At 42.2% G+C, this 26125-nt stretch carries 34 protein-coding genes and 2 riboswitches; of the genes, 20 read left to right on the top strand and 14 right to left on the bottom strand.

The window, feature by feature from the left end; genetic code table 11:
* Positions 1-3: 3 nt before the first annotated feature.
* A complete protein-coding gene (locus I5J82_RS15540) occupies positions 4-1626 on the bottom strand; it encodes a hypothetical protein (RefSeq protein ID WP_198768615.1) in 1623 nt (540 codons plus the stop codon).
* A 254-nt stretch (positions 1627-1880) separates the two neighbouring features.
* Between I5J82_RS15540 and I5J82_RS15535 the strand changes: the two genes are divergently transcribed.
* Together I5J82_RS15535 and I5J82_RS15530 are read left to right on the top strand one after the other, a co-directional pair.
* On the top strand, positions 1881-2171 hold the full coding sequence (locus tag I5J82_RS15535) for a DUF4183 domain-containing protein (RefSeq protein WP_198768614.1): 291 nt from the start codon (positions 1881-1883) through the stop codon (positions 2169-2171).
* A gap of 77 nt (positions 2172-2248) precedes the next feature.
* Positions 2249-2755: a DUF4183 domain-containing protein gene (locus tag I5J82_RS15530; RefSeq protein ID WP_198768613.1), complete on the top strand. Its 507-nt coding sequence runs from the start codon at positions 2249-2251 to the stop codon at positions 2753-2755.
* Positions 2756-2758: 3 nt separating this feature from the next.
* Here I5J82_RS15530 and I5J82_RS15525 read toward each other — a convergent pair whose 3' ends face one another.
* Positions 2759-3922: a hypothetical protein gene (locus I5J82_RS15525; RefSeq protein ID WP_198768612.1), complete on the bottom strand. Its 1164-nt coding sequence runs from the start codon at positions 3920-3922 to the stop codon at positions 2759-2761.
* 104 nt (positions 3923-4026) lie between these two features.
* Entirely contained in the window at positions 4027-4692 is a 666-nt protein-coding gene (locus tag I5J82_RS15520; RefSeq protein WP_198768611.1) for a DUF975 family protein, read from the bottom strand.
* A 127-nt stretch (positions 4693-4819) separates the two neighbouring features.
* Here I5J82_RS15520 and I5J82_RS15515 point away from each other — a divergent pair, with 127 nt between their 5' ends.
* Positions 4820-5236 carry a thiol-disulfide oxidoreductase DCC family protein gene (locus I5J82_RS15515; protein ID WP_198768610.1) on the top strand — a complete coding sequence of 139 codons (417 nt, stop codon included), beginning with the start codon at positions 4820-4822 and terminating at the stop codon, positions 5234-5236.
* Positions 5237-5312: 76 nt separating this feature from the next.
* On the top strand, positions 5313-6260 hold the full coding sequence (locus tag I5J82_RS15510) for a nucleoside hydrolase (protein WP_198768609.1): 948 nt from the start codon (positions 5313-5315) through the stop codon (positions 6258-6260).
* A gap of 149 nt (positions 6261-6409) precedes the next feature.
* Here the strand turns inward: I5J82_RS15510 and I5J82_RS15505 are convergent, their stop codons facing one another.
* On the bottom strand, positions 6410-6580 hold the full coding sequence (locus I5J82_RS15505) for an aspartyl-phosphate phosphatase Spo0E family protein (RefSeq protein ID WP_198768608.1): 171 nt from the start codon (positions 6578-6580) through the stop codon (positions 6410-6412).
* 255 nt (positions 6581-6835) lie between these two features.
* On the opposite strand from I5J82_RS15505, the gene I5J82_RS15500 reads away from it, so the two are divergent.
* Entirely contained in the window at positions 6836-8809 is a 1974-nt protein-coding gene (locus I5J82_RS15500; protein WP_198768607.1) for a methyl-accepting chemotaxis protein, read from the top strand.
* A gap of 138 nt (positions 8810-8947) precedes the next feature.
* Here I5J82_RS15500 and I5J82_RS15495 read toward each other — a convergent pair whose 3' ends face one another.
* Positions 8948-9454 (bottom strand): transposase, encoded by a 507-nt coding sequence (locus I5J82_RS15495; RefSeq protein ID WP_198768606.1) that lies wholly within the window; start codon positions 9452-9454, stop codon positions 8948-8950.
* 396 nt (positions 9455-9850) lie between these two features.
* Between I5J82_RS15495 and I5J82_RS15490 the strand changes: the two genes are divergently transcribed.
* From I5J82_RS15490 to I5J82_RS15445, 10 genes are all read left to right on the top strand, one after another.
* Positions 9851-10489 (top strand): spore coat protein, encoded by a 639-nt coding sequence (locus I5J82_RS15490; RefSeq protein ID WP_198769042.1) that lies wholly within the window; start codon positions 9851-9853, stop codon positions 10487-10489.
* Positions 10490-10670: 181 nt separating this feature from the next.
* Positions 10671-10964, top strand: a complete 294-nt coding sequence (locus I5J82_RS15485; protein WP_144697201.1) for a YhdT family protein — start codon at positions 10671-10673, stop codon at positions 10962-10964.
* The gene (panF, locus tag I5J82_RS15480; RefSeq protein WP_198768605.1) at positions 10961-12400 is read left to right on the top strand and encodes a sodium/pantothenate symporter; all 1440 of its coding nucleotides are present in this window, start codon (positions 10961-10963) and stop codon (positions 12398-12400) included. Before I5J82_RS15485 ends, panF begins: the two co-directional genes overlap by 4 nt.
* A 169-nt stretch (positions 12401-12569) precedes the next feature.
* Positions 12570-12652: riboswitch (cyclic di-GMP riboswitch) on the top strand.
* A gap of 34 nt (positions 12653-12686) precedes the next feature.
* On the top strand, positions 12687-13178 hold the full coding sequence (locus I5J82_RS15475) for a hypothetical protein (protein WP_198768604.1): 492 nt from the start codon (positions 12687-12689) through the stop codon (positions 13176-13178).
* A 91-nt stretch (positions 13179-13269) separates the two neighbouring features.
* The gene (locus tag I5J82_RS15470; protein WP_198768603.1) at positions 13270-14004 is read left to right on the top strand and encodes a YdcF family protein; all 735 of its coding nucleotides are present in this window, start codon (positions 13270-13272) and stop codon (positions 14002-14004) included.
* A gap of 15 nt (positions 14005-14019) precedes the next feature.
* The gene (locus I5J82_RS15465; protein ID WP_198768602.1) at positions 14020-14196 is read left to right on the top strand and encodes a hypothetical protein; all 177 of its coding nucleotides are present in this window, start codon (positions 14020-14022) and stop codon (positions 14194-14196) included.
* Between the two features lie 138 nt (positions 14197-14334).
* Positions 14335-14667 (top strand): PadR family transcriptional regulator, encoded by a 333-nt coding sequence (locus tag I5J82_RS15460; RefSeq protein ID WP_198768601.1) that lies wholly within the window; start codon positions 14335-14337, stop codon positions 14665-14667.
* A complete protein-coding gene (locus tag I5J82_RS15455; RefSeq protein ID WP_197221596.1) occupies positions 14664-15434 on the top strand; it encodes an HAAS domain-containing protein in 771 nt (256 codons plus the stop codon). Before I5J82_RS15460 ends, I5J82_RS15455 begins: the two co-directional genes overlap by 4 nt.
* Before the next feature lie 175 nt (positions 15435-15609).
* Entirely contained in the window at positions 15610-16494 is an 885-nt protein-coding gene (locus I5J82_RS15450) for an ATP-binding protein (RefSeq protein ID WP_198768600.1), read from the top strand.
* 65 nt (positions 16495-16559) lie between these two features.
* Positions 16560-18491 (top strand): vWA domain-containing protein, encoded by a 1932-nt coding sequence (locus tag I5J82_RS15445; protein WP_198768599.1) that lies wholly within the window; start codon positions 16560-16562, stop codon positions 18489-18491.
* Positions 18492-18544: 53 nt separating this feature from the next.
* Here the strand turns inward: I5J82_RS15445 and I5J82_RS15440 are convergent, their stop codons facing one another.
* Positions 18545-18736: a hypothetical protein gene (locus I5J82_RS15440; protein WP_198768598.1), complete on the bottom strand. Its 192-nt coding sequence runs from the start codon at positions 18734-18736 to the stop codon at positions 18545-18547.
* A 179-nt stretch (positions 18737-18915) separates the two neighbouring features.
* Between I5J82_RS15440 and I5J82_RS15435 the strand changes: the two genes are divergently transcribed.
* Positions 18916-19206, top strand: a complete 291-nt coding sequence (locus tag I5J82_RS15435) for a hypothetical protein (RefSeq protein ID WP_144697228.1) — start codon at positions 18916-18918, stop codon at positions 19204-19206.
* Positions 19207-19234: 28 nt separating this feature from the next.
* On the opposite strand, the gene I5J82_RS15430 is transcribed toward I5J82_RS15435, so the two are convergent.
* The 3 genes from I5J82_RS15430 to I5J82_RS15420 form a co-directional block, all read right to left on the bottom strand.
* Entirely contained in the window at positions 19235-19903 is a 669-nt protein-coding gene (locus I5J82_RS15430; protein WP_233096503.1) for a sulfite oxidase-like oxidoreductase, read from the bottom strand.
* Positions 19904-20371: 468 nt separating this feature from the next.
* Positions 20372-20479, bottom strand: a riboswitch (SAM riboswitch).
* Positions 20480-20543: 64 nt separating this feature from the next.
* Complete coding sequence (locus tag I5J82_RS15425; protein ID WP_144697231.1) at positions 20544-20759, bottom strand: hypothetical protein; 216 nt, start codon at positions 20757-20759, stop codon at positions 20544-20546.
* 127 nt (positions 20760-20886) lie between these two features.
* Positions 20887-22062 (bottom strand): S8 family peptidase, encoded by a 1176-nt coding sequence (locus I5J82_RS15420; RefSeq protein ID WP_198768597.1) that lies wholly within the window; start codon positions 22060-22062, stop codon positions 20887-20889.
* A 324-nt stretch (positions 22063-22386) separates the two neighbouring features.
* Between I5J82_RS15420 and I5J82_RS15415 the strand changes: the two genes are divergently transcribed.
* Positions 22387-22566 carry a carboxymuconolactone decarboxylase family protein gene (locus tag I5J82_RS15415; protein ID WP_144697237.1) on the top strand — a complete coding sequence of 60 codons (180 nt, stop codon included), beginning with the start codon at positions 22387-22389 and terminating at the stop codon, positions 22564-22566.
* A gap of 48 nt (positions 22567-22614) precedes the next feature.
* Positions 22615-22830, top strand: coding sequence for a carboxymuconolactone decarboxylase family protein (locus tag I5J82_RS15410; protein ID WP_198768596.1), 216 nt, complete (start codon positions 22615-22617; stop codon positions 22828-22830).
* Positions 22831-22877: 47 nt separating this feature from the next.
* Here the strand turns inward: I5J82_RS15410 and I5J82_RS15405 are convergent, their stop codons facing one another.
* Positions 22878-23249, bottom strand: coding sequence for a VOC family protein (locus I5J82_RS15405; protein ID WP_198768595.1), 372 nt, complete (start codon positions 23247-23249; stop codon positions 22878-22880).
* Positions 23250-23377: 128 nt separating this feature from the next.
* On the opposite strand from I5J82_RS15405, the gene I5J82_RS15400 reads away from it, so the two are divergent.
* Complete coding sequence (locus I5J82_RS15400) at positions 23378-23875, top strand: DUF1648 domain-containing protein (RefSeq protein ID WP_198768594.1); 498 nt, start codon at positions 23378-23380, stop codon at positions 23873-23875.
* Positions 23876-24036: 161 nt separating this feature from the next.
* On the opposite strand, the gene I5J82_RS15395 is transcribed toward I5J82_RS15400, so the two are convergent.
* Positions 24037-24177 (bottom strand): YpzI family protein, encoded by a 141-nt coding sequence (locus tag I5J82_RS15395; RefSeq protein WP_144697249.1) that lies wholly within the window; start codon positions 24175-24177, stop codon positions 24037-24039.
* 161 nt (positions 24178-24338) lie between these two features.
* Here I5J82_RS15395 and I5J82_RS15390 point away from each other — a divergent pair, with 161 nt between their 5' ends.
* On the top strand, positions 24339-24953 hold the full coding sequence (locus tag I5J82_RS15390; protein WP_198768593.1) for a hypothetical protein: 615 nt from the start codon (positions 24339-24341) through the stop codon (positions 24951-24953).
* A gap of 83 nt (positions 24954-25036) precedes the next feature.
* Here the strand turns inward: I5J82_RS15390 and I5J82_RS15385 are convergent, their stop codons facing one another.
* From I5J82_RS15385 to I5J82_RS15375, 3 genes are all read right to left on the bottom strand, one after another.
* Complete coding sequence (locus I5J82_RS15385; RefSeq protein WP_066398675.1) at positions 25037-25216, bottom strand: DUF2187 domain-containing protein; 180 nt, start codon at positions 25214-25216, stop codon at positions 25037-25039.
* Positions 25217-25574: 358 nt separating this feature from the next.
* Complete coding sequence (locus tag I5J82_RS15380) at positions 25575-25790, bottom strand: DUF2922 domain-containing protein (RefSeq protein ID WP_144697255.1); 216 nt, start codon at positions 25788-25790, stop codon at positions 25575-25577.
* A gap of 43 nt (positions 25791-25833) precedes the next feature.
* The gene (locus I5J82_RS15375) at positions 25834-26052 is read right to left on the bottom strand and encodes a DUF1659 domain-containing protein (protein WP_198768592.1); all 219 of its coding nucleotides are present in this window, start codon (positions 26050-26052) and stop codon (positions 25834-25836) included.
* Positions 26053-26125: the final 73 nt, after the last annotated feature.

Raw genomic sequence — 26125 nt, 5'->3', positions numbered from 1 at the left:
TGATCACCGTCTCCTAAAATTTTGCGGCGAGACTTCTGGCATGCGTTCATCTTCGACGTATTCGGGTGCGCGAGGACTGCGTGTTTCATAGATCACTTGATTGGATGATTGGTTCATCGCAGCTTGGTAGATGCGCTGCATGAGGTGATACATGTCAGAGAGTGTGCGATTGTTGTCGGTGATGCTTCGCGTTAAGCCGTGGTGCAGGTTTTCGAGCGTTCGAGCGAGCTCGCGCATATCATCATCGCGGCTGTTTTGATTTTGTGAGTTGTTTAAGGCAGAAGCGAGCTGTCTGCTCTGACTGTCCATGATGTTTCTAACTTGGTCGGTAAAATCACGCTTGATATGCTCCACCGCAGCGTAGAATCCTTTTTCGAGCTGACCGACGCTTGAAGCAAAGTCAGCTGCCGCACGGCCGTATTCGCCTTGTTTTTCGGCATAGCGGTAATGCCATTCGTCTTGCTTTTGTGCGAGGCGGTTCTCGAGTGCGTCATGCTGATTTTGGTAGTGTTGCAGCTGTTCCTGCATGCCGCGAAGCATGGATTGCGCATGCTCTTCAGACCGACGCTGAGCTTCTTGCAGCATTTTATCAGAGCGTTGGATGAGTTGTTCAAACTTTTGCTGACCTTGTGTGTGGCGGTCGTTGCTCGTTTTTAGCTGCTGCTCGAACGAGGAGATGTTCTTGGCGAGTGCGTTGATGCTTGTGTCGACTGTTTTTTGAATGGTTCCGAGTTCTTTTGTCGTCTCGTTAAACCGTTGTCCGAACTGATCGAGCTGTGTAGCAGATGCCCCGAACCGTTCAGCGTGTTCGCGCTGTGCTTCAAAAATGCCGTTCACGTCTTCCATCGCTTTTTGAAGACCTGCTGTAAAATTGACCATTTGCGACGCGAACTCGCCGAGCGTTTTGTCAAACGACGACTCGACCCTTGACGCTAGGCGATCGAGGAGGCGTTCAACCGAATCTTGTGGCTTGTCATTGATCAGGTCACTGTTGATATTGTGATCCAGGTACACTTCACAATCGGCTAAAAGTTTGTTCTGCATATAAGAAAGTGATGTTCCTTGCGAGAAGAAGCCTGACTGAATTGAATTGAGCAGAAGTGCGGCTCCAATTCCAGCAATACTCGTATAAAAAGCAACACTCATCCCTTCGAACGGTGCGGTGAGGGAGGAGATGATCGAATTCAGCGTAAGATTTGAATCAGCAGGCTGCGTGCCGAGCGTCATGAGCGTATCTTGCATAGATAAAAGAGAGAGCGTGAGTCCGACGAACGTTCCAAGCACGCCGAGAATGATCGTGAAAGACGGAAGCTGGTTGAGCAGCTTTTGAATATTGCCGACCGGTACCCTCAAGACGCCAAGAAGCGGAATGCGTTCATTGTATAGATGTTTTTCAATCAGTGCCTGCGTGTTGAGCTGCGGTACTCCTGCTAGATGAAACTGTTTATAATCGGCTGTAACCCGTTGCAGCCAATGCGAGTACGGCTGCTGTTCTTTATTTGTCTCGAGCTGCTGAAGCTCTTTGTTCCATTTGCGAAAGTGATAGGCGGTTTGTGTATGACCCACAATCCCCATAAATACGAGAAACCCAATGACCCCGACGACGATTAAAGTAAGTTGATCCATCATGCCACCCCTTAGATGTCTTGTCTGACTGCCCTATATTGATAGATATGTCCTAGTGTTGGGAAATATTTTGGGAAATGGGGTCTGACCCCAAACAAATACAAACTCCCCTGAAATGTCCATTTAAGATGGACATTTCAGGGGAGAACTTTTTGGGTCAATTCTAGGTACATTGGCATAGAATAGTGGTGTTGTTAGGCAGCACCAACTGTAGTTGGGAAGTCTAAAATCTGAATGAAATGGGGAATACATCTATGCCAATTATTAAACCGTATATCAATGTGAACGCGAGCAGATTTGCTTCGACCATCGCAAGTGGTACTGGAACGGGTGCGACATTTGAAATCGCAGCTACTGCTTTTACAGACGACACAGGTGCACCAGCTACAGCCTTCCCTACGACATATTCGTACTATAACCTATACATTAATGGCATGATTCAGACAGATGATACATCAACCGTAACGACAGCTGAGATCACCATTCCTAACGGTGATACACTTGCCGGTCAGACGCCTGTAATCATAGAGTTTGTGACTACTTAATTAAGAACATTCATAGTGGACCAGCAGCGGTGCTGGGTGCAAGGTACTAGAGCTAGCTGTGATAGGGGGAGTTTACGTTGTTCCAAAAACCAAATCATATGTGTGGTAAAAGAAAAACCTTGTTTGACCGCTGCTGTTCACAACATCAATCAAAAAGAACTCTTTTCCAAAACGAGTCTTGCCGTTCGTCATCGTCCTGTTGTACCTGCTGCGACTGTCGATCTTGTGAAGCTGACGACTATTATTATTTCTCGTGTCCGGCACCCATCTCGTTCCCGCCATTTCCACCCGTGCCACCATCACCAACGCTACTACGTGTAGAGACGTTTCAATATACGACTCTTTCAGATGGTATCAAAAGAATATATACAAATGACGATCGATATCCCGAGTATAGAAGCACAGATATTTTAAATCCAACGACCGTCTCGTATATTAATTTATTTGTAAACGGCATGCTGCAGCCGTCCTCTTTTTATGAAGTGAAAGAAGGCAGTCTCACGCTTCTTCAATCAGCGGGTCCTGTTCCCAATCGGGGCGTTCCGCTCATCCTTCAGTTCATAAGAATCATGACCATCTCCTAACAGCTAAACAATTTCAACTTGGACAACCGTATCTGCGATCGTACTAATAAGTGCAGTAGAAACCTTTAAAGACAAGGTGTCCCCAGCCTCATAGGTCAACGAAACGTCGTCATTGATAGCGGAATTTTGTAAACCGTTCATAGAAGCAGTCAGTCCCGTGTCCGCTCCATTCTTACGGACCGTCCAATTTACTGTGGTACCTATGCCAGGGCTGACGAGTGAGCGAATGTTTAACGTTTTTACGATACACCTTTGGCTGATCCGTATGATAACCTCTGTACCTGTGAGAGACGCTGTCCCCGGACGGTAAAAGCTAGTACCGAGACCGATTACACCCGGTTGAGCCCAAAAGAAGATAGAAGGCTGCCCAAAAGTTGAGAAACCAAGGCTGTTCGCTGTTGAATTGATCAATTGTGTACTTCCAATTGTTAAAGTTCCACCACTTTGAGAGATATCGGCCGTTCCTCCCTCAAGCGTACATCCGATCAGATTGAGTGAAGCTCCCGTTCGGCTTACTTCAGCAGCGATATAAGAACCTGCCACGCCACCATTAACACTTTGAATTACAGAATTTTGACAGTTAAACGTTTGTGGATTAGAGTCCACGAGTATGCCTCTTTTGTTTCCAAGCCCTGCAGATTGAACCGTTACACTCAAGTTATTAAGATTGCTTGTTCCAATAGTCGGATTTCCTGTTCCGAATGAATGAACCCCATACACGTTTGAAGTGCCGCCAGTACCAGCTGCCGCGTTATCGACTTGAACCGTTACACTCTTTGCACTAGCAGATTGTGCGGTCGTACCCGGAAAAGCGATTCCCGTTAAATCGAGATGAGCTGAAGAAGTTAATGTCAGGGTAACATCCTCTACAGTCGTATTGTTACCCATCGTAAGTAGCGTTGTGTTGGAAGATACGTCTTTTGAAATAAGGACAGTCGAAGCACTAATCCCTTTTAGCGAGTTTCCGTCTGGCAATGTAACGACCTCATCGTATGTACCTGGATATACCAAGATCGTGATTCCTTGTGCATTTGAAGCTAGAATGGCAGAGATTGCTCCGTTAATCGTTTGAAAAGGATTCCCGCCGATCGAGGCCGTACTGTCGTTTCCTGATTTTGTTACCGTCGCCGTGTTTGCTCGAGCTAAAAGTACCTCAATAATCCCCATACGGAATCCCCCTTTAAAGCCATTCATTATAAAGTATGTGGGGGAAGATTTTTTCATGAAAGAGTAAAAAACCTCGAAGCTCTATGGCTCCGAGGTTTAAAATATTAAAGATGATCTTGCTGTTCGTTCACGCGATCGTTGTAAAACGCAGCATACGAGGCGCTCATGTATGGAGCGAGCCAAAAGAAACCAATACCAAGTGATAAAATACAAAGAATGCCCCAGCCTAGAAAGCTTAGCTGTAAAACGAAAAATTTCCACTTGTAACCGTTCATCAGCTTGCGGCTTTTCTTGATCGCAGCGTTGATGCCGATACCAGGATAATCTCTTAGAACAAAGTACGTTTGCGAATACGCGAACGCTTTAATGATTCCGGGAATTAAAAGAAGTAGAGACCACAGAATCAAGTACACCATCATCACTAAGTAGGCGCCGAGTATTTTTACATACGTGCTGATCTCAGAAAATGCTTGAAACAGGCTTGAAACATTAATTTTTTCACCTTTTCGAATGACTGATAAAAAAGTCCACAAATATCCAATATATAATGGCAATAAAACGAGTGTAATGATGAACGTGCTGGCTGCCGGTCCGTCCATTTCGTCGCTAGGCTTGTTCAACCAAGCGCTCCAACCACCACTCAAATTCACTTCAATGATCAGTGGGATGAGGTAATAGATGCTCGAGAACAACAACGTGAATAACGCCGCAGTGCCCCATTGTCCTTTGAGCTGAAGACGAGCTTGCTGTTTGATTTCTTTATTTTTCATGATGTATCACCTTTCTGAAGTTGTCCTATGATTATACTACGGTTTAAAAGGCAGAAAGATGCGTTTTCATGAAAATTAATAGTAAACTAGAGGAAAGTATGTTTGTCCTGAAAAGGGAGGTTTGGATGTGGAGAATGTTGATGATGTAAAGGGTGCTGTACTTCTTTTTGATGGAGTTTGTAATCTTTGTAATGGAAGCGTGCAATTTATCCTAAAACACGAAAAAAATTCCGAGTTAAAGTTCTCAGCTATACAGTCACAAGCCGGGCAAGAATTGCTCGCGAAGTATAACATAGACCCCGCACAAACAAATTCCGTTATCTTAATTAAAGAAGATAAGATCTATAAAGAATCAGATGCGGTAGCGGCAACCTCTCTGTTTCTAAAATTTCCATACAGCCTCGGCCAATATCTAAAGGTCGTTCCACCGCAGATTCGCAATGCTTTTTATAAAGGGGTCGCCAATAATCGTTACCGTTGGTTTGGGCAAAAAGAGAGTTGTATGCTTCCGACACCTAACCTCCGAAATAGGTTTCTGCAATAGTTTCCACCACCAAACTTCATAAGTCTCTAGGTCAACTAATAGGATAGAAGAAATGCCTAAAAAGGGGAACTGTACGATGGGACAAAAAGTTCTGTTCTTTGGTGACGCTGGAATCGACGATACGATTGCCTTAGCTTATGCATTCCTAACCGACGAAATCGATATTGTGGCCGTTGTTGCAGATTACGGAAACGTAGCAAGGGAACAAACGGTAGAGAATGTAAAATATATTGCTAAAATATTTAACTTTCCGCCTGATGTAAAGGTAATCGGTGGAGCAGAAGTTCCGATGACGGGGGAACAGCCTACCTTTTATCCAGATGTGCACGGTGTTTACGGATTAGGTCCGATCGAGCCGGGTGTATCTGAAGGGTTCATCGAAAACTTCTTTGAGATCGTGAACGTGATCGAACAGTATCAAGATGATCTGATTATCGTTAATGCTGGCCGGCTAACGTCCCTTGCTACGATGTTTATCTTGTTTCAATCACTTATGAAAAAAGTTAAAGCGTACTATATTATGGGCGGAGCGTTCTGGGTGCCAGGTAATGTAACGGCAGTGTCTGAGGCGAACTTTTATGGAGATCCAATCGCGGTCAGAATCGTTCTAACGTACGCAGAAAACGTAACAATCATCCCGTTGAATGTGACGGATCGAGCTATTGTCACTCCCGAAATGGTGAACTATATCGACTACAAAGGCAAGGTTCCAATCTTAAAACCAATGCTAGATTTTTATTACGATTTTTACAAAAGTAGAAACCCAGAAATTCTAGGAAGTCCTGTTCACGATGCGATTACGTTGATGGCATGCATAAGAGAAGATATGTTCACGTATAAGACGCTTCCGATACATATTGTGCTTCAGGATGGCGATACGGCGAGAGGGCAGAGTATTGCTGATGTTCGGCCTTATGCACAGTTTACAAATGAAGAAAAAAAACACCGAATCGCGTTTGATTTTGATTATATTTATTTTTTCAGAGATTTTATGAGCATCATGACGGGTGAGACTTTTTCATAGTGTTTGTTTAAAAGTCTGGAAGGAAGTTAGAGGTGTCAGGTTTGTTCTGATAGAAGGACGAGAGGGTAGAATCGGCGGCAAAATAAAAAACCGGTGATTCTACGAAACGTATGAACCCCGGTCGAGCTTTAAAAGATAGTTTTATGTGTTTAAGCGCAATTTTTAATTTGATCTAGTTTGTTTAACTTTTCGTCTAGTATCTGGCTCAACTGAACAAGAAGCGGATCTGCAAGACTATTAACCTTTTTACTTACCTCATACATGGTCGTGCGAATGGCGTCTATCTCTGTAGTTAAGACAAGAGTATTGCTTCGGCTCATGGTCCATTCCCCCTCTAATATAATAACCACTTCTGCACCATTAATATCGGTAAATCTTGTAAATATTATATACCATATTTTGTGTCAAGTCTATTAATTTTTTACACATATAGGGGGACAGACCCCCTACAATTACACTTTTGCGTGTTTTGTACTACTCAGGTAGACAAGTTTTGCTCTAATTCTGTAAAACTTTGTAGCTTTCTGTCGATATACTTTTTGCTGCCTAGTAAAAAGTAACTGCAGGAGGAAGAAATGATAAAAAAAAGTCTACAGAGGCAAATTCTTGTGCCTTTTTTATTGCTCATTATTATGACAGGGGTCGTGGTGAGCGGAGTTAGTTATCTGTTCAGTAAGAAAACTACCGTTGAAAATTCATCAGAGAATACATCTGAGCGTATGCATGATCTAGATGAGACGCTTAACGGTTTTTTGAGAGATAACGCAAATTTTGTATCGGCATATGCAGATTCCGCTACGATTAAGCTTCATGCAAAAGGAGATAGCCCAGACTATATCATCTCTAAGTTTGAAGACTATCATCTAGCAAATGAAGCGATCATGAACAGCTATTTTATTTCAGATGATAAGGAAGTAGTCATGTATCCGATTCCTGCATCACTGGTTGAGGATTTGACGTTAACGCCGTGGTATCAACAGGCAACAAAGGATCCTACTAAAGTGTTCTGGACAGATCCTTTCATTGATGAAGCGACAGATCGTCCGGTTGTAAAAGCTGTAAAAGCCGTTGAGTACAGCGGGAAAATCGTGGGAGTAACAGCGATTGATATCGCAGTAAATGATATCTTAACGCTGATGCAAAACGTGAAAATCGGGGACACCGGTTATGCTCTTCTCATCGATAACTCGGGGAATTATATGGTTCATCCAGATGCAAAAAAACTGGGGAAAAGCGCTACAAAGGAATCTTTTTATAAAGATATTACTAAAAAAGAAGGTACGTTAACTACAAAAATCAATGGTGAAGATAGAGTGGTCAGCTATACGAAAAATGATACAACCGGTTGGAAACTAGCCGGAACTGTCGCGCTTAGTGAGTTTGAGGAAAAGGCTTATGTGATTCTTTTACCGATCGGAATCGCTTTAATCGTCACTCTTTTAGTGGCGGCGATTATTTCGGTTTTCGTTTCAAGAAGAATTACAGTACCGGTGAACCAACTGAAGAATGCTATGCATGAGATTAGAAATGGAAATCTACAGGCGAGCGTTTCTATACAAAGAAAAGATGAGATCGGTGAACTGGCTGCAAGCTTTGATGATATGTCTAACCAGATGCGAACATTGATCAGAGAGATGGCTCAGATTACCGATCATGTAACGGACGCGTCTCAAACGGTCGTTGCGAGTGCAGAGGAAAATTCAGCATCCGCTCAAGAAGTGTCAACGACGATGCAGCAGATCGCAGCGGGCTCTTCTCATCAAGCAGAGTTGATGGATGAGAATGCGAAAGCTGCTAACGTGCTGGCTGAGCGTATCGGTACCGTTCATGCGCATGGAGAAAGAATAGAAAAAGCGACACAGCAAATGAATGAAGAATCATTGACCGGTGTAAAAAAGGTGAGCTTGTTAAAAGAGAAGTCACTGATGACAACAGAAATGACGAAAGAGATGATTTCATCAATTAAAAAACTTGATGAAACATCTGGCAGTGTTCAACAGATCGTTCTAACGATAAGCGATATAGCCAACCAAACGAATTTACTAGCGTTAAACGCGGCAATCGAGGCGGCTAGAGCAGGAGAATCTGGAAGAGGCTTTGCCGTCGTTGCGGATGAAGTAAGAAAACTTGCAGAGCAGACTGAGCTTTCCTTAAAAGATATCAGCGCATTGATCACGGATATGCAGCAAGTAACGGAAAACACTGTCGGACAAGTTCAAGAAGCTGCAGCTCTCATTCTTTCACAAAGCGAAGCGGTTGAAGAGACAGAGCGGAGCTTTACCGCAATTTCTAGTGCCGTTAAAGGGAATGCTGAAGCATTAAAAGATGTGATTCAGTCGGTGGATGAGATGACGAAGCAAAAAGATGTATTGCTTGAAAATGCGTCACATATCTTAGCGATCACACAAGAAACAGCGGCTGGAACAGAAGAGGTTTCAGCATCAGCAGAACAGCAATCAGCGTCGATGGAGCAGTTGAACCATCTAGCCGATCAGCTCGAGCAGTACGCGGAACAGATGCGTACCCACGTCCAGCGGTTTACGTTCTAGGGGTCTGACCCCAAACAAATACATGAATGCCGTTTTTGTCTTTTTGTCTTTTCCAAAAAGACAAAAACGGCTTTTTCTTTGATACGACAGACTTTTTGAAAAAGGAAAGAGTGTAATTTTACATCTGATTAAAAGGGTCTAAAGCTCTACTACAGGGGTAATCTTGCTTTCAACATAATCTCGGTATTGAGATTTCGAATGGTTAAACTGTTCTAGAAGGGTTGAGGTGTGTACGAAAGGGCACACCGATGGGGTTACATAATAGCGGTAACTGCTCCATTGATATTCTAAGGGGTACATGACCAGGTCGGCAGAAACGGGATTCAAGTGAATGTAGCGGCTAGTGTCTAACAAATGTGAGCGATCTTCAATCAATTCTGCTCCATAGCGACCTTGAAACACATGACCAGTCAGCTCATATTTCTTATTAAAAAACATAGCATACGTTTCATTTAATTCTTTCATGAAATCTCCAGGTGGGGACTTGCTGCACAAAATTTGTAAGTGAGTGTGGTTTGTCATGAGGCAATACGAGAAGAGCTCGACATCGTGCTTCTTAACACAGTGACTTAGAATCTTTAAATAGCGGTGGAAATCCAAGTGGGAATAAAAAAGAGGTTCCCTGCGATTTCCGCGAGTAGTCACATGATAAACAGCATCAGGATACCAAATACGTGGGGATCTAGGAATGTTTTTCACCTCCTTTCAATCGTACCTTAATTATACTTCTTGCAAGTGAATCTGGGAAATGGGGACTGACCCCAAAAAATTTATTTCCCTCGTTGTTTTCAAGCAAAACCTCTATAGCCGTTTTGAAATGCAATCGGTTCGAAACTTTTCTTTTAAGAAAGTTAACTTTTTTAGCGAATAATACCGCACAAAAATGTCGAACTCCGTCTCTTCATCAAACTTCTTATCATATTTCCTCGGAAATTTTTAAAGGAAACGAGAATAGAGTATTACTTTCTACATAAAATAACCCCGTATTTTTTTATAAATCGGAGGTAAAAAATGATGAATCAAGATTCTAATCAACAAAACATGAATTCTCAATCGGGGAACAACAATCCAGAATTCAACCATGTAAACATGCAGACTGGACAGGTACCTGCTCAATTAAACCATGGTGGACATGAGATGTTTGATGTTCATGAAATGCTCAGCGGCATCGTTGGAACATTGAACTTATATACATTGTGTAAAGGACATGTTCAGGATCCAGAGCTCAAATCGATGCTCAACCGACACTATCAGCACATTACAAAGGAATACAATGCGTGTGTTCAAGCTTTTCAGACAGGGAAAGATCCAGCAATGCGTACAGAATCATACAAGATGGCGCAAGATAACGATTTTGTATATGGTCTGAAACCTGCTCAGCCGGTTAAACCTATTCAAAGCGTAACAGAATTAAACGACCAATCCGTTTCATCTCTAATACTAGGAACTTTAAAATCAAACGCATCTTTAAGAGGAATGGCGACACTCGAAGTTACAAATCCTGTGCTTAGACGCGTATTAGCAGATGGAATTCCAAACTGGATCGAGATGGCATATGAATTGTCGATCTGGCAGAATAAGAATCATTATTATCAAGTTCCTCAACTGAACCAACAAGATATGACGAGCATGCTCGGCGCATATGCTCCATCCACTCAAGCACAACCACCTCTTCAATAAAAAATGACTTTAACGAGTGCCTCTAAAGGTGCTCGTTTTTACTTTTAACCATACAAAAACAGGGATATCATGAGAAGAAATAGAAAATTTCATAAATGTCAAAAGGACTCGACAATAAGAAATGAATTTGCCATAGTAATGAGTGGACTTATACGGTATTGAAACTTCAGGGGGTTAAGAAATGAAAAAAGGAACAGACTGGCGGTACCGAGTATCGAATAGAGAAGCCATCATGGGTACAGTACTCGCCATTTTGAACTTTATCTGGTGGTATGCATTCGCTTACGGCCTTGGCGGACGCCCTATCAAAGAATACACATACATATTTGGATTTCCGGCTTGGTTTTTTTATAGCTGTATTATGGGATTTGTTGTTTTTACCATTTTAGTTTGGATCATGGTGAAGTTTTTCTTTAAAGAGGTCCCGTTTGAACTTGATGAGACGAGCGATAAAGAGGAGGGAGATGCTCAATGAACTGGGATGTCATTCTTCCTTTAGCAATCTTTTTAATTTTAGTTTTTTTAGTAGGCATCTATACATCACGGCACATTAAAAGTGGACCTTCCTTTTTACAAGATTACTTCTTAGCAGGCAGAGAACTTGGTGGATTTGTTCTTGCGATGACAATGGTCGCGACATACGGAAGTGCTTCGAGTTTTATCGGTGGACCTGGTGCAGCTTATCAATTAGGCCTTGGTTGGGTGTTACTTGCGATGGCACAGCTTGTGACAGGATACTTCACACTTGCTGTACTTGGTAAAAAATTTGCGATTGTTGCACGAAAGATTAACGCAGTCACACTGATAGATTTTCTAAAAGCGCGGTATGAAAGCAAGTGGGTCGTTATTTTGTCAGCATTAAGCATTGTCGTCTTCCTGTTTTCTGCGATGGCCGCTCAATGGGTAGGCGGTGGCCGGTTGATTGAATCGTTTACGGGTGTGTCATATACGACAGCGTTATTTATTTTTTCAGCTTCTGTCCTCGTCTATGTAATTGCTGGAGGATTTCGAGCAGTCGTCATCACAGATGCGATTCAAGGTGTTGTTATGGTGATCGGAACCGTCATCATATTGGCCGGTACGATTATCGCAGGTGGTGGCATAGAGAACATCATGAGCGAATTAAGAGCGGAGAACCCGAACCTTATCACGCCTTATGGTTCTGATCTATCACTAACACCTCTTTATGTATCATCGTTTTGGATATTGGTCGGTGTTGGGGTCGTAGGCTTGCCGCAAATATCGGTGAGAGCGATGAGCTATCGAAATGCAAAAGCGATGCATCGAGCGATGATCATCGGAACGTTCGTTGTAGGGTTCATCATGTTAGGCATGCATCTCGCTGGTGTGTTCGGCAGAGTGGTGCTACCGGGAATTGAAGTACCGGATAAAGTAATGCCCCTTTTAGCACTCGAAGTATTGCCAGGCTGGTTAGCGGGTATCGTTTTGGCAGCGCCTTTAGCTGCTGTCATGTCAACGGTTGACTCGGTGCTATTACTCGTGAGTTCTGCAATTATTAAGGACGTGTACATCAATTACATCAAACCAGATGCCGAAGAGCAATTTGTAAAAAAATTGAGTTTCGGGATAACAGCAGTAGTTGGACTGAGCGTATTCGCCATGGCGATCAACCCGCCTGACTTGTTGATCTGGCTGAATCTATTCGCGTTCGGAGGGCTAGAAGCTGCTTTCATATGGCCAATCGTATTAGGGCTATATTGGAAAAGAGGAAACGCGAATGGAGCGATTGCCTCTCTGATCGTTGGGGTAGGATCCTATATGTTCCTTCATCTGAACTATCCAAATCTTTGGGGCATGCACACGGTAGTGCTGCCGATCCTGCTATCCTTGATCGCCTACATTGTGGGGAGTTTCACAAAGGGGGTCAGACCCCATACAAATACATTCTAAAAGACAATGTCCACGCTCAGTGGACATTGTCTTTTTTCGTTCCACATCTTTTTCGACCAATCTTCTTTTCTAAAATAAAATACTAAAAAAACTATTTATAGTAATATCTTACTAAATACCCATTTACAGTGAATGGGGCCGGTGGTAATTTTATAGCAGAATATAATTAGATAAGTGTGGAGCTGTGAAGGTTATTCTGTATGTGGGCGCTTGGATTAACTGAAGCTAGTAGCGCAACCGACCGCTTTCTTTATTCGTTCTCTAAATAAAGGAAGGGGTATTTATTATGGAAATATCACGTAAAGAGAAATTTAGCACAAAGAAAAAGGCAGCTAAGAAATGGCCGAAGGTTGTTTTAGCGACTACAATCGTACTTGGTATAGGTACTACGTCTGCGTATGCGGCAAATCCAAATCTTGCAAACGACTTATACAATAAGATTATGGAATATACGTACCAATCTGAGATCGAGAGTGAGTTGAACAAAGAGAAGAATGACTTGCTCAAAAATGTGAATATAGCGGTAAAAGGGATCGTTGCTGATGCCAAGAAGGATCTGGATACTAACAAAGAAAAGATCATTCAAGATAAGAAAAAAGAACTTGAAACACACTATAAACAAGAACTAGCTGAAATCACGAAAAGAAAGAATGAAGCCGTTAATAAAAAAACCGAGAACATGAGCACTGATGCGACACGTTCTTCCGAGCAAAAGAAAGCAGACATCTCTTCAGCAATTCAAAAAGAAATTCAAGAGTCTGATATAAATAAAAAATAATAACTTTTTAAAAGAGCGGAATCTTCATTCTCCGCTCTTTTCCTTTTTCTGATATCCTAGAATATAGAAAATCTATGAACGGAGACTCTTTATGAAAAAACTATTTTTAGCGCTCGGTATCCTCTTTGCTGTATACGCAACGGCCATGCTACTTCAAACGACCAACATGGATATGGGACTTGCTGTTTTTTTCTTGTTAGGTGCTCTTTTTCTCGTTCTTTTCTTCCGCTACAACACAGCTATGAAACTATTTAACACGTACAAAAAAACGACACTGACCCTCTTAATCACAACCATCCTTTTTGCAGCAACGCTAGAAACTCTTATTCTTACATCTGCCAACACCGATCCAGAGAAGGTTTCTTCCAAGATAGATACAATCCTCGTGCTTGGTGGCGGAACGAAAAATAATCGACCAGGTGCCGTACTGAAAGGTAGACTAGATCAAGCACTTGCCTATGCAAAGGAACACCCAAACGTTACGTTCATCGTAAGCGGTGGTCTTGGCTTTGGTAAAACAACGAGTGAAGGGTCTATCATGAAAAATTATCTCGTTGAGAATGGCATCGAAGCGGACCGCATTCAGATTGAGGAAAAAGCAACGAGTACATACGAAAATCTTTTATATACAAAAAAAATGATTCAACCAGACGATCAGCTGCTCATTGTAACGAGTGATTTTCATCTTTTTCGAACAAAGATGATCGCAAAGCGTGTTGGCATTGACGCGGAGGGGCTTGGTTCGCCGTTGAGAATTTCTTCTGTTCCACAAGCGCATGTTAGAGAGTATATGGCGATCATAAAAAGTTACTTTACTGATAGATAGAGGAGGGCGGCTTCTATGAAGAAAAATAAGTATCATTGCTGTGCGACGTGTATCAATTTTAAGCCTGAAAAAACAAATCAAGGGATGCGCTATTACTGTGTGCGTCTTGGATATGATACGGAACCAGACTATCAGTTCAATTGTTGGGAGCCGAAACCGCATGTGGTAGAGCTCATGAATAAGGAAAAATAAATTTTGGAACAATTTAACACAAATACCTTGCATTACAAGTTAGTGGCGCATATACTAATGATATATCTTGTTATGCAAGGGATTCTTTTTTTACCCGTAACCCTTGTAATACAAGATAGTGAAATGAGGTGTATCCATATGTCGAACACTCAGATGTTAAAAGGAATTCTTGACGGCTGTCTATTAGCAATCATCAACGAAGGTGAAGTGTATGGCTATGAGCTAGCAGAAAAGCTAGAATCGTACGGCTTTCAACAAACGAGTGAAGGAACGATCTATCCATTGCTCATACGCATGCAAAAAGAGGAACTTGTTACCACCACGTTAAAAAAATCAACGGCGGGGCCAAGACGCAAATATTATTCGCTTACGCGTAAAGGCGAGGAAGAACTTCAAGCATTTATTGAAAGATGGAACCAACTAAGCCGTTCGGTCGATCACATTTTACAAAAGAGAGGAAGCGGAAAATGAGTGCGCTAAAACATACGTTAACAGCTGAAAGCCAAGATTTCTTAGATAACCTTAGACTCTATTTATTTTCGAGTGGAAAAAAGGACGAAGAGGTGAAAGAGATCGTAGAAGAGTTGGAGGATCATTTGATAGAAGCAGAAAAGCGAGGAAAATCAGTCTCTCACATCATCGGCCATTCGCCAAAAGCTTATATGGAGCAGCTTTCAAACGAAATGTCATTCGATTTTAAATGGATCTCTTATCTCCCAATCATTGTTCTCGGTGTTTTCGCCTATATTTTGCTAGGCGATTCGATGAGAGGGGGCGTGCAATTCACGTTGCTTCAAGTGGTTGGTTATCCAGCGGTTTGTATCATACTCGTGCTTTTTTATTTAAAGATGTTCAAATTTTTAGCAAGCACAAAGCTTTCAAAAACTAAGACGATTATCACCACTTTTATCTTAGGAAGTTTGCCGATTTTGTTTTTTTTAGCTCTTCTGTTTGCAAACGATGCGTATAAAACTCCGGTTGTCATAAAGCTTGGAGCAACAGGAAACATCATTGCGGCACTCGTTGCGATCGCCATCTTTTTAGGAATCTCTTTATGGAGCAAAACCTGGTTCACAATCGTAATACCAACCATGCTTTTCCTACCAGAATTTTTAATCAGTCTAACCTCATTTGAAAAAGAAACGAAAGCCATTTTAACAATAAGTGTGCTGTTTGTAACGCTCATTATCTACAACGTATATACATTTAAAAAAGCAAAAAAAGAGAGCCGAATTTAGATGATCGGCTCTTTTCTCTGAGTAAAATGTGTTTGCTAAACAACGTACTTGCACTGAAAAAGCTTACAATGTTACATTGTGTAAGGCTTTACACAGCAAATAAGTGGAAATACTGTTGATAGATGAAGTGATTTTTAACAAAAGTGAAATCACTCATAGAGAAAGGAAATTTGATATGAATCTCCAACTTCCAATTGAAATAAAAGAAAAACTGCAGCAAGATGCAGCCAAACGATTAGAAAATCTACCAAATGAATATAAAGAATTAATTGGAAAGCAGGGATATACAGCACCTGACGCAGCATTGATTGAGGATGCGGTGATCGCACTTGCTCTCGGAAAAAATGTATTGCTGAAAGGACCGACGGGGTCAGGTAAGACAAAGCTTGCCGAACTTCTTTCAAACGTGTTCGGACAACCTCTGCATCAAGTCAACGCCTCTGTCGATCTTGATGCAGAAGCGCTTCTTGGTCATAAGACGTTAAGTTATAGCGAGGGTAAACAGGAGATCCAGTTTATTCCTGGACCAGTTACAAGAGCTGCAGCGAACGGGCATTTTCTCTATATAGATGAGATCAACATAGCAAAACCTGAAACGCTACCGATTCTAAACGGAATGCTCGATTACCGTCGTACAATCGCCAACCCATTCACAGGTGAAGTGGTAAAAGCGCAGCCTGGTTTCAATGTCATCGCAGCGATCAACGAAGGATATATCGGAACGGTGCCTTTAAACGAGGCGTTGAAAAACCGTTTTGTCGTGATCGAAGTGCCTTACATCCAAGGTGATACGTTAAAAGAAATGCTGAAGAACCAATCTCAGCAAAAAGAAGAGGATGTATTATCGAAGTTTGTTCAGTTGTCGTCTGATTTGATCGGGCAGGCGAAAGCGGGCCATCTGTCTGAGGATGCAGCATCTATCCGTGCGTTGCTTGATGCGGCCGATCTCTCTGTTTACCTGCCGGCGAAGCGTGCCATTCAGCGCGCCATCGCAGACAAGCTTGAAGATGCGCGCGAACGCGTCCTCGTTGCTAACGTTGCCGCAACCCTGTTCGCGTAAGCTGGGAAATGGGGTCAGACCCCATACAATTTATTTCCCACGACGATTTTGGAGGTTTTCCCTAGATGAAATTCCTAGTATTTGCGGATACGAAGATTGATTCTTTTGTTCACATGCAACTGATCGATCTTTCCCGCTCACTCTCAAAAGTGGATAAAATGGATGTTTCGTTCTCGTATCACTCATACCTCGAACGAAACAGCGGCGTTACACACGTTAGCCAGTTCTGGAACCCGTACCCACGCGACATTCAGCTTGAAGGATGGAAATCGGATGTTTATTTGCGCAGCTATGGAACTCAGTTTCACACGGACGACCACGTGATCTGGGGCACTTTGAAGCAGCTGAAATCTCATCCTCACCGGGAATTTCTCAAGCAGGTCCTTCTCTTTGCAGAAGACTATCGATTAGAGCAGATCTGCGTGAAGAACCGACCCGGGATGAAGCATGCTTTTAAGCTTCGAAAAGAAACGTTCCAGGTTCACTACAACCGTGAGTACCGAAAACATATTCAGCAAAAGCGTACCCTTGATGCGCTTTTTTGTCATATCATCCTTTTAGCGAACAAACGATTTGTAGCCGTGCCACAAGAAACGCAAGATGTCTATCAAGAATTGCGATCATTTCTGTCAAAACTTACAACGGCAAAATCGACTGAAGATATTGCGGCGATCATCACCGAGATGGCTGCTATCACTCAAAAACATACAAACTTTAACGATATGAAAACCGCATACCGCAGTTTTAGTGATCAGTCGCAGCAAGCGGATAATACAGGTGAAAGCGATCAAAACTTTGACGACCTCACGCGCAATAACGAAACGAAAACGAAGAAAACGATCACCAAGGATGAAGACTCAGACAAGGACAAAGACGATAAAGAAAAAGAGTCTCATTCCTCTTGGCATGATGAAACATCTGATCCACAAGATTCGTTTTTACAAATGGACCTTGATCAAGGGACCAACACGGATCTGTTAGGAGAAGGTGCGAGGGAAGCGGAGAGTGGTGACGCGGTGTTCGGATCGGTTCAAACGAGCGCCAAAAGTACAGACAACAACGACTTCGACACCCAAAACGAGCATGAAGCCGAAACCGACAACAACCAAAATGGTTCCGACTCTGCAAACCACTTCCCATACGGAGAAGTGAACAAAAATGTCACCGAGCATTTTTTGCCAGCAAAACCGGCAACACTAGACGAAATTGCTCAATATGACGAATACAACCAAGAGATCGCGCCATTCGTTTCGCAGCTGAAGCAAAACTTTTTAAAAACGATGGAGCACAAACGAACAGCACCGAGAGAAGATCTGCACTTTGGAAGACTCGGAAAGAAGCTTACAAGACTCGTAACCGATAAGAACCCAAGACTTTTCCGAAAAAAGCAAGAATCTCAACAAGAACTCGATACGACGTTCACGCTCCTCGTTGACTGCTCTGCGTCCATGTTCAACAAGATGGAAGAGACGCAAAAAGGGATCGTGCTTTTTCATGAAACGTTAAAAGCTCTTCGGATACCGCATTCGGTAGTTGGCTTTTGGGAAGATGCAGCAGATGCTTCAACGAACGATCAGCCGAACTATTTTCATGAAGTGATCTCCTATCGCAACTCTCTGCATCAATCAGGAGCACCGATCATACAGCTCGAACCGCAAGAAGATAACCGTGACGGATATTCAATCAGACGTATGGGTGAAGAACTGGCTAAACGTCCAGAGCAACAGAAAGTCTTACTTGTTTTCTCAGACGGAGAACCAGCGGCTTTTGATTATGAATCGCATGGAGTACTTGATACACACGAAGCGGTCACCCGTACACGAAAGCTTGGGATCGAGACGATCGGGATGTTTATCGCGAACGGAGAGATCACAGAGGAAGAAGAGAAGTTGATGCAGAACATCTATGGGCCGCAAAACGTAGTTGTGCCAAGTGCTTCAGAGCTTGTCGACTATCTGATGCCCGTACTTCGTAAGCTGCTTTTTAAATCGCTATAAAACGCCAAAACGCCTGGGGGCAGCAAACCCCGAGGCGTTTTTTTATGTATGTATCAATACTCCAATAGCTTCAGCCAAGCAAAGATTACTCCAACAAACCCTGTGTAGCTAAAGATTTTGACAGACCATTCTGGTAAGGCTGTTCGAAGCAGGCTTGAGAAAATGCCGACCACAATGATTGCGGCAATTAAGATGTAAATGGAAATGATATCGAACGGAATACGAAAAGACAGCCATTGTTCCATCGCCAAACCTCCCTAGTAAGGATAATATCGGTCAAAATGCCTATACATGAAGAACAATTTACGAAAAAAAGTCGAATTTTTACGTTTCGAAAATCAGAATAGGAAAGGAGGAACATCGGGCACCGCAAACAGGGCAAACGCATATAGTATTACATATTCGTGTGTTAGGAGTGAATGATGTGAATCAACGTGTAGTAGACGTCATTTTAGCAGAAGCAGAAGAAGAATATTTAGCAAATAATAAAGATGGTACCACGTTTGCTGCAGAACTCGCCTTACTCGCCTCAACGCTTGTGACCGCGGGGGATTTCTTAGCAACGTTCAGTGCAGCGATCGCTCTCAGACAAGTGTATATCGATCAAGCACAGGACCTAAAAGACCAGCAAGAACAAGAAGCTCAGATGAAAGACATCCAAGATCAAATTACGGCGTTAAAAAATGAGATTAAAATGCTGAGGGGAAGAAAGTAAACAATTTTCCCCTCTATTTCTTATGAGATCAATCATACTCTTTCTTTTTCCACTCATCCTCAGGCATCTCAAACTCATCGCTCGAAAATCGTTCTTCTTTAAACGGATCGCCATACATATGAAAGCCGTTCTGCTCCCAAAAGCCTGGCTGATCCTCTTCCAAGAACTCGAACTTGCGAATCCACTTGGCACTTTTCCAAAAATAAAGATGAGGAACAATTAGGCGAAGCGGAAATCCATGCTTGTCCGTTAAGGGCTTGCCGTCAAACGAGTGCGCAAGAATAACATCATCGCGTAACAGATCTGCAAGCGGAACATTCGTCGTATAATCGTAATCAGCGTGGACCATTACATACTTTGCTTTTGGATCCACATCAAAATGCTTTAAAAAGTCCGTAAATTTAACACCTTCAAACGCATTGTCGAACCGTGACCATCTTGTCACACAGTGAATATCACGGACTACTGTCATTTGAGGCATCTTCATGATGTCTTCAAAACTAAATTCGACACGTTTTCCTACGAGTCCTTCTACAGATAACGACCATTTTTTCATATCGTAAACAGGAACTTCTCCTTCATGAAGGATGGGGAACTTTTTTGTTTCAACCTGCCCAGGAGGCAAGCGGTCATCCAGTTTTTCATCGGCTTCTGGGACACGCATCTTTTTAATGCGGTCCGCTTTGTTAAGGTCCATACATGAACATCCTTTCTTTACTTGTGAAAAAGTTATTGCTGAATCTCAAGATGCTTTTGGATGCGGTTGATTTCCGCTCCAGGTTGCTCGCTTTCCGCGGAGTGTGCGGTGAGCCTCTTAGCGCATTGCGCTGTTAAGAGTCTCACCTGTCTAGCTACAGTGGCTAACCCCTCGAGGTCAAAAGTCAAACGGTCATAAAGGCAAACAAACGCCTTCCTAGTCCGTTCGCCTTTTGCTTGTCGGGGCTGGACGAGCCACTTTCACTTTTGGGACTGTCCCACTGATCCCGCAGGACAAGGAAGGCTTCGGCAGCGACACATCGCACGAAGAAAATTTGAAGTTCAATTTTCGAGGAGTCTCACACCTTCCGCTCCAATCAACTATCTATGAAGTTAATGATAGAGCAGCATCCAACAAAAAAACGCCCTCTTTTTTTAAAAAAAGAGGACGAATGGTTCTGTTCACATCCTCTTATCTTTCAGTCTGTAAAACTGTTAGATGTAGCACCGTGCCTAACAAAATAGGTGGTTGCCGGGCTTCATAGGGCTAATTCCCTCCGCCTGCTCGAAATAAGAGACCGATAAATCGGCTTTAAACGATATTAAAAGTTACAACTATTATACAATCCGTACATGAAAAATCAACTTAGAAAAGAATCAGCAACAAAAGACATCTCACGAGAAATACCAAGATACAGTACGACAACGCCAAAAACCGCTGTACTGATTAAGAAAAAGTAAACGATTTTTTCTTCCGCTTCTTTTTCACTCTGCCTTTTTTCTGATTCCGTCGACTCACTCTTGCCAGAGCCTTGAGACGTTTTTTTCTTTTGCTTACCCTTACCAAGACCAAACATAGCTAAAATCCTCCGCTCTTTACAGCTGTTTCTGTTTACAGTTTTTCAATAATGAGCGGATTCTAAACAAAAAAACCTCTAGAAGTCTTAAAATATAAGACTTCTAGAGGTTTTGAAATTGTAATGACTATTGCTGAACGGCTTTTGCTGCATTCACACGACCGTTTTGGAACAGCGTGCCAGTGCCTGTTACAGGATCTGCCGTATCCTCAAGTGCTGCTCGAATTTGTGAAGCGTTCTTACCTTGAGCGGCCAGAAGTCCAGCTACACCCGCAACAACCGGTGATGCCATGGAAGTTCCTGAGAAACTCGCATACTGGTTGTTTGGTGTCGTTGAATAGATGTCAACACCAGGTGCCGCGATATCTACCCACGTACCAAAGTTAGAGAAAGACGCTTTTTTATCGTTTTGATCAGTAGCGGCAACCGCAATTGCGTTTGAATAATATGCCGGATAACTCGGAAGTAAAACGCCAGAGTTACCAGCAGCAGCAATTACAAGCGATCCTTTACTAGATGCATAGTTCACCGCATCTTCAAGAGTTTGCGTACCAACAGATCCGCCAAGACTTAAGTTGATAACTTGTGCACCTTGGTCAGCTGCGTAACGGATGCCTTGTGCAACATCATCCAGTGAACCACTGCCTTCTGCGTCTAATACGCGAACAGCTAGGATTGATGCTTTAGGAGCTAGCCCTGCGATACCAACACCGTTATTCGTGTTCGCAGCTGCAATTCCTGCAACGTGAGTACCATGTTCGTTCTCATCGATCGGGTCGTTGTCATCATCAACGAAGTCAGCACCTTTAATTACTTTTCCGGCTAGATCCGGGTGATTGTAGTCAACGCCTGTGTCAATTACGGCGATTTTTACAGATGATGAACTTTGCGTTGTGTCCCAAGCTTGCTCGGCACCAACTTTTTGAGGAGCGTATTGTTGCTTATATGCAGGGTCGTTCGGAACATAACTAGCATGGAACGTAGCGTTTGGCTCAGCGTATTCCACGGATTCTAAACTCTCATATTGTTTTACTGCGTCTGCCACATTGCCATCGACTTTTACAACGGTAAAGTCTTTCGTCACATCCACAACTTTACCGCCAAACTTTGAAACCTTATTTTCAACAGAGCTTGCAGCTGAAACAGAATCTTTAAAATGTACGATAATTTCCTGTGATGCAGCTTCCTGTTTAACTGAAGGTGTAAAAGAAGCTTCCTTCGCTGGCTCAGCAGCTGAAGCTGGAAGAGCCAAAGAGACGACTAGTGGTACAGATGCGGCAACTGTCACGAAACGCTTTAACATAAAAATCACTCCTCAGATGTATTTACCAAGCGGACTTAGGCTTAGTTGGTAAGGAATTCAACAGCATTCAACAAAACCCTTTATTGTTATCTAGAAATAATGATAACTTACTATAATGCTGTCGAAGGTGAGACTTTCTATCTATGGTTAAAGCGTAACATGTAAAACTATTTTATTATCTTGAGATATGATTAAGATAGTAAACATTACTTAACAAATCTGTAAAGGAAACATAAAGACGTGATCTGAAACAGAATAATGTAAACTTTTGGAGAAGTCATGTAAGCTAAAAAATGAATAATGAACTTTGAGGAGGAGTAAAAAATGGCACGTTTACCTGAAGTAGATGTTGAAGGAACGCCCTTTAAGAAAACACTTGCGAACGCACCAGGCATTCTAGATGCTTTTCAGCAGATGGACAAAGCACTGAACAACATCCTTGAGCCAGAACTCATGGAATTGCTCCGCTTGCGAGCGGCCTCAAACAACGGCTGCGACTACTGACAAAGCATGGACTATGGGACTCTGGATGAGTCCTCTCGAAAAACCGCGATGAACGAAGGAAACACAGAACTATCAGAACGCGGGAAGCTAGCTCTCGAACTCGCTGATCACATCATGGCGTATCACGGGCAACTGCCAGATGAATTATACAACCGGCTCACGAAACATTTTTCAAAAGAAGAGATCATTGCGCTATTCTTCCAAATCGGAAGCAAAAACGGAGCTAACTGGTTTATAATCGCGATGGGAATAGTAAACGAATAAAAATAAAACGTCCAGATCGACATATGATCTGGACGTTGTTGTATGTATTATCTATGCTGATCGATCAAAATCAGGTTTCCATCTGGATCTTCAAGTGTCAAACTAGCAGGACCCTCACTTGCCTCATCCGCTTCAGTCGATAACGAAATTCCTTTTTCTTTCAACTGCTTTTGGAGTTCTCGAATGTCAGTGAAATCTTCAAGGTTTTCTGCATTTTGGTTCCAACCAGGGTTGAAGGTCAGGATGTTTTTCTCAAACATACCCTGAAACAGACCGATAACAGTATCCTCATTCTTCATGATCAACCAGTTATGCTCGATGTTGCCACCTAACGTTTCAAATCCTAAGTTTTCATAAAATGCTTTCGAACGGTGGATGTCTTTCACACTTAAACTTACAGAAAACGCACCAAGTTTCATAAGATTCTCCTTAAAATATCTGATAATTTTACTATAGATATTTTTTACGTGGATTACAATTGAATTCATGACGAAACTTATTATTGAAAAAAAAACGTATAGGATAGAGGGAGGAGGTTGAAGAAAATATGTATGAAGTTCGACCAAAACTTAAAATACCAAGAACATGGTTCGAAAACTTTTTAGATATCGCGTCAATCACCTTACTTGTAATGGGAACCGTGAGCTTGATTTCCGAATGGGCCGCTATCCCAGACACCGTACCTACCCACTTTAATGCAGCCGGAGATCCTGATGGCTGGGGAAGTAAGAGCAACCTTTGGATTTTAATCGTGATGGGAGCGGTGACGTGGTTGCTGCTTACCGTGCTAGAAAAATACCCGCACATCTACAACTACTTAAATCTAACGGAAGAAAACGTCGAGAGACAATATAAAAATGCGCGCATGATGATAAACGTAATGAAAAACGAAATCTTAATCTTCTTCGTTTACATGACTTGGGCATGTTCGGAAGTGGCAAAAGGAGTCAGCGAAGGTTTAAGCGTGTGGGTACTTCCTATTTTTATCGTAGGAATTACCGGATCGATCGCATTTTTCATCGTAAGATCAATTAAATGGAAGTAAAGAAGAGGATGAGTTGCATTTTTGAGTGCCGTCCTCTTTTTTGTTTGTCTGTTGTATCCTAGAGGACATAACAACGGGTCGGGCAAAAGGATACTGATAAACGCTTCATAATTAAATAAACGAGCAGCCCACATTTTAAATGAGCTGCTTAAGCATTTCCATTACTGATCTTGATGGTTGCGTGCGCGTGCTTCGTCAGGACCTTCCATCTTTGTAGCACCAGAATATTTTAAGTCTTGGTCACGGTCAGACTCAACGCGTTTAGACTCACGTAACTTCTTCTCCTGTCTGTCTTTTCCCATAATGAAACCCTCCAATCACAGTAGATTTTCATTAGTATGAGAACTAAGAGAAACTTTTATGTAAAAGTTGAAGATTCAAGAAAAAGCCTACCCAAACGTTTAGCTTTTAGAGAAAAGGGAATCCCCTTACTACGAAAAAAATTAATGAAGGAGGACTTAAAATGGTACAAAGTGTAAACACTACAAACGGATATGAAAACGGCATGTATCCCCAAGATGCTTACGGTACAGCGCAAAGAGAGCGAGTGGCAGATCCGCAAAAAAGCAAGCTCCTAACAGGGATCGTCATTGGCGGTATCGTTGGTGGCGCACTTGCCTTGATTGATTATAATACTCGGTCAAAAGTGAAGAACACAGCGGTAGGTTTAAAGGATAGTTCTAGCAAAATGATTACAGAGGTCAAACAAAATCCAGGTGAAGTGAAAGATCAGATGATCAGCCAGTTCAAAACGGCCAGCACCACCTTAAAAGATGCGATCAATGACGCACAAGCACTGTACGAGCGTCTTAATAAAGACGTGTTTGGAAACATTAATACACTAAAAGAAATCTCAAATGATGTGCTGTCAACAGCAAAAGAAACAAAAGGCGAGCTCGGCAATATCGGTACAAAATTAAAAGAAGCAGGATCCGAAATTGTTGAGAATCCAATCGGAAAAGATAATCTACATGATTATTCATCCAACACGTCTCAAGAAACGACATACACAAGAGAAAACGATTCAAACGTCGTCTCGGTAGGTGTGACTTCACAAAACAATCGAAAAAATTTATAAAATACGAAAAAACAGCTCTCTGTGTTGATGCAGAGAGCTGTTTTTATTTGTCAGTTTAAATTTTAGTTTCTATATAATAAGTTCTAGCTATTTATGATCTGTCTAATATCATTCAAACGAACAACTTGCTTTGCGTCTTCAAAATGCTCCGAATAGTTTTCTGTTACGGAAAAGTCCACAACAGCGGTGTTGGTCAACAATGAAGTAATTTCTCCTTTTAAGCCGTCGAACGTTTCAATAATATCACCGATTTTAAATTCCATGCCTTTTCCTCCAACGTGATTAATGTTTGTACTATTTTACCATAATTGTGACTAATTTTCCTTTTATTTTTAAAAACTTCTATTTGTTAAGTATTATAGCGAAACCCTATGAGCATTTCCATAAAAGCGCTTTTATATAGCGCTTCCAATATTCACTAAATAACGTCACTTTTTAGACTGAATAAAGGTTATCCACAACTATAAGAGATAAAGCTCCCTATAAAGTAAAGCTATCCACTTATTTATCCACATTGTCCACAATATCCACAGAAAGAAAAATCCGTCCTCTGAATAACTACATCAGAAGACGGATTTTTCGGTCGCTTTTTTATAATGATTTCTAAAATGTTTCTACTATTTACAGATCGATCTCGCTCACTTCACGATCAACAATACGCGCACCTTTTTTGCTCGTATAGTTTCCGCCCGAAGAAGTGAAGATGTTTTGTGCGATTACCGTGTCCATCGCTGCATTAACAGCTGCAGGATCAACCGGTTCGATCGGAGCATCCAGGCGGATGGTTACCGTTTTGTTCTCTTGGTTAAGAAACTGCAATTCAAGCACTTTGGCCATTGAAATCCCTCCTTTCTTCTATATTTTCCTCGTTCCTACTCGATTAAGAGTGGATCGCGAAGGAATCGTTTCGCGTAATCATCACAAGCGGATACACTTGAAGTCCTGATAATGCGTTCGCTACCGCATAAAGCTGGTCAGGTGTCGAAGAAGTCTTAACATGAGCAAAGTTCTTATACTTCACCACCGGCTTGTTGTCTGCATCCAAACCACCATCAAGCTCCAAACGCATCGCTGAATCAATCAAAGCTGCTGTCGCCATGTGCCTCACCTCCTTTCACATCATAAGTTCCAGAATGAAGTCAAAAGGAGCCATGCGGCTAAAAACTTTTTGA

The sequence above is a fragment of the Fictibacillus halophilus genome (assembly GCF_016401385.1).
In the GTDB taxonomy this organism is placed as follows: domain Bacteria; phylum Bacillota; class Bacilli; order Bacillales; family Fictibacillaceae; genus Fictibacillus; species Fictibacillus halophilus.
This window is presented reverse-complemented; position numbering and strand designations above follow the sequence as displayed.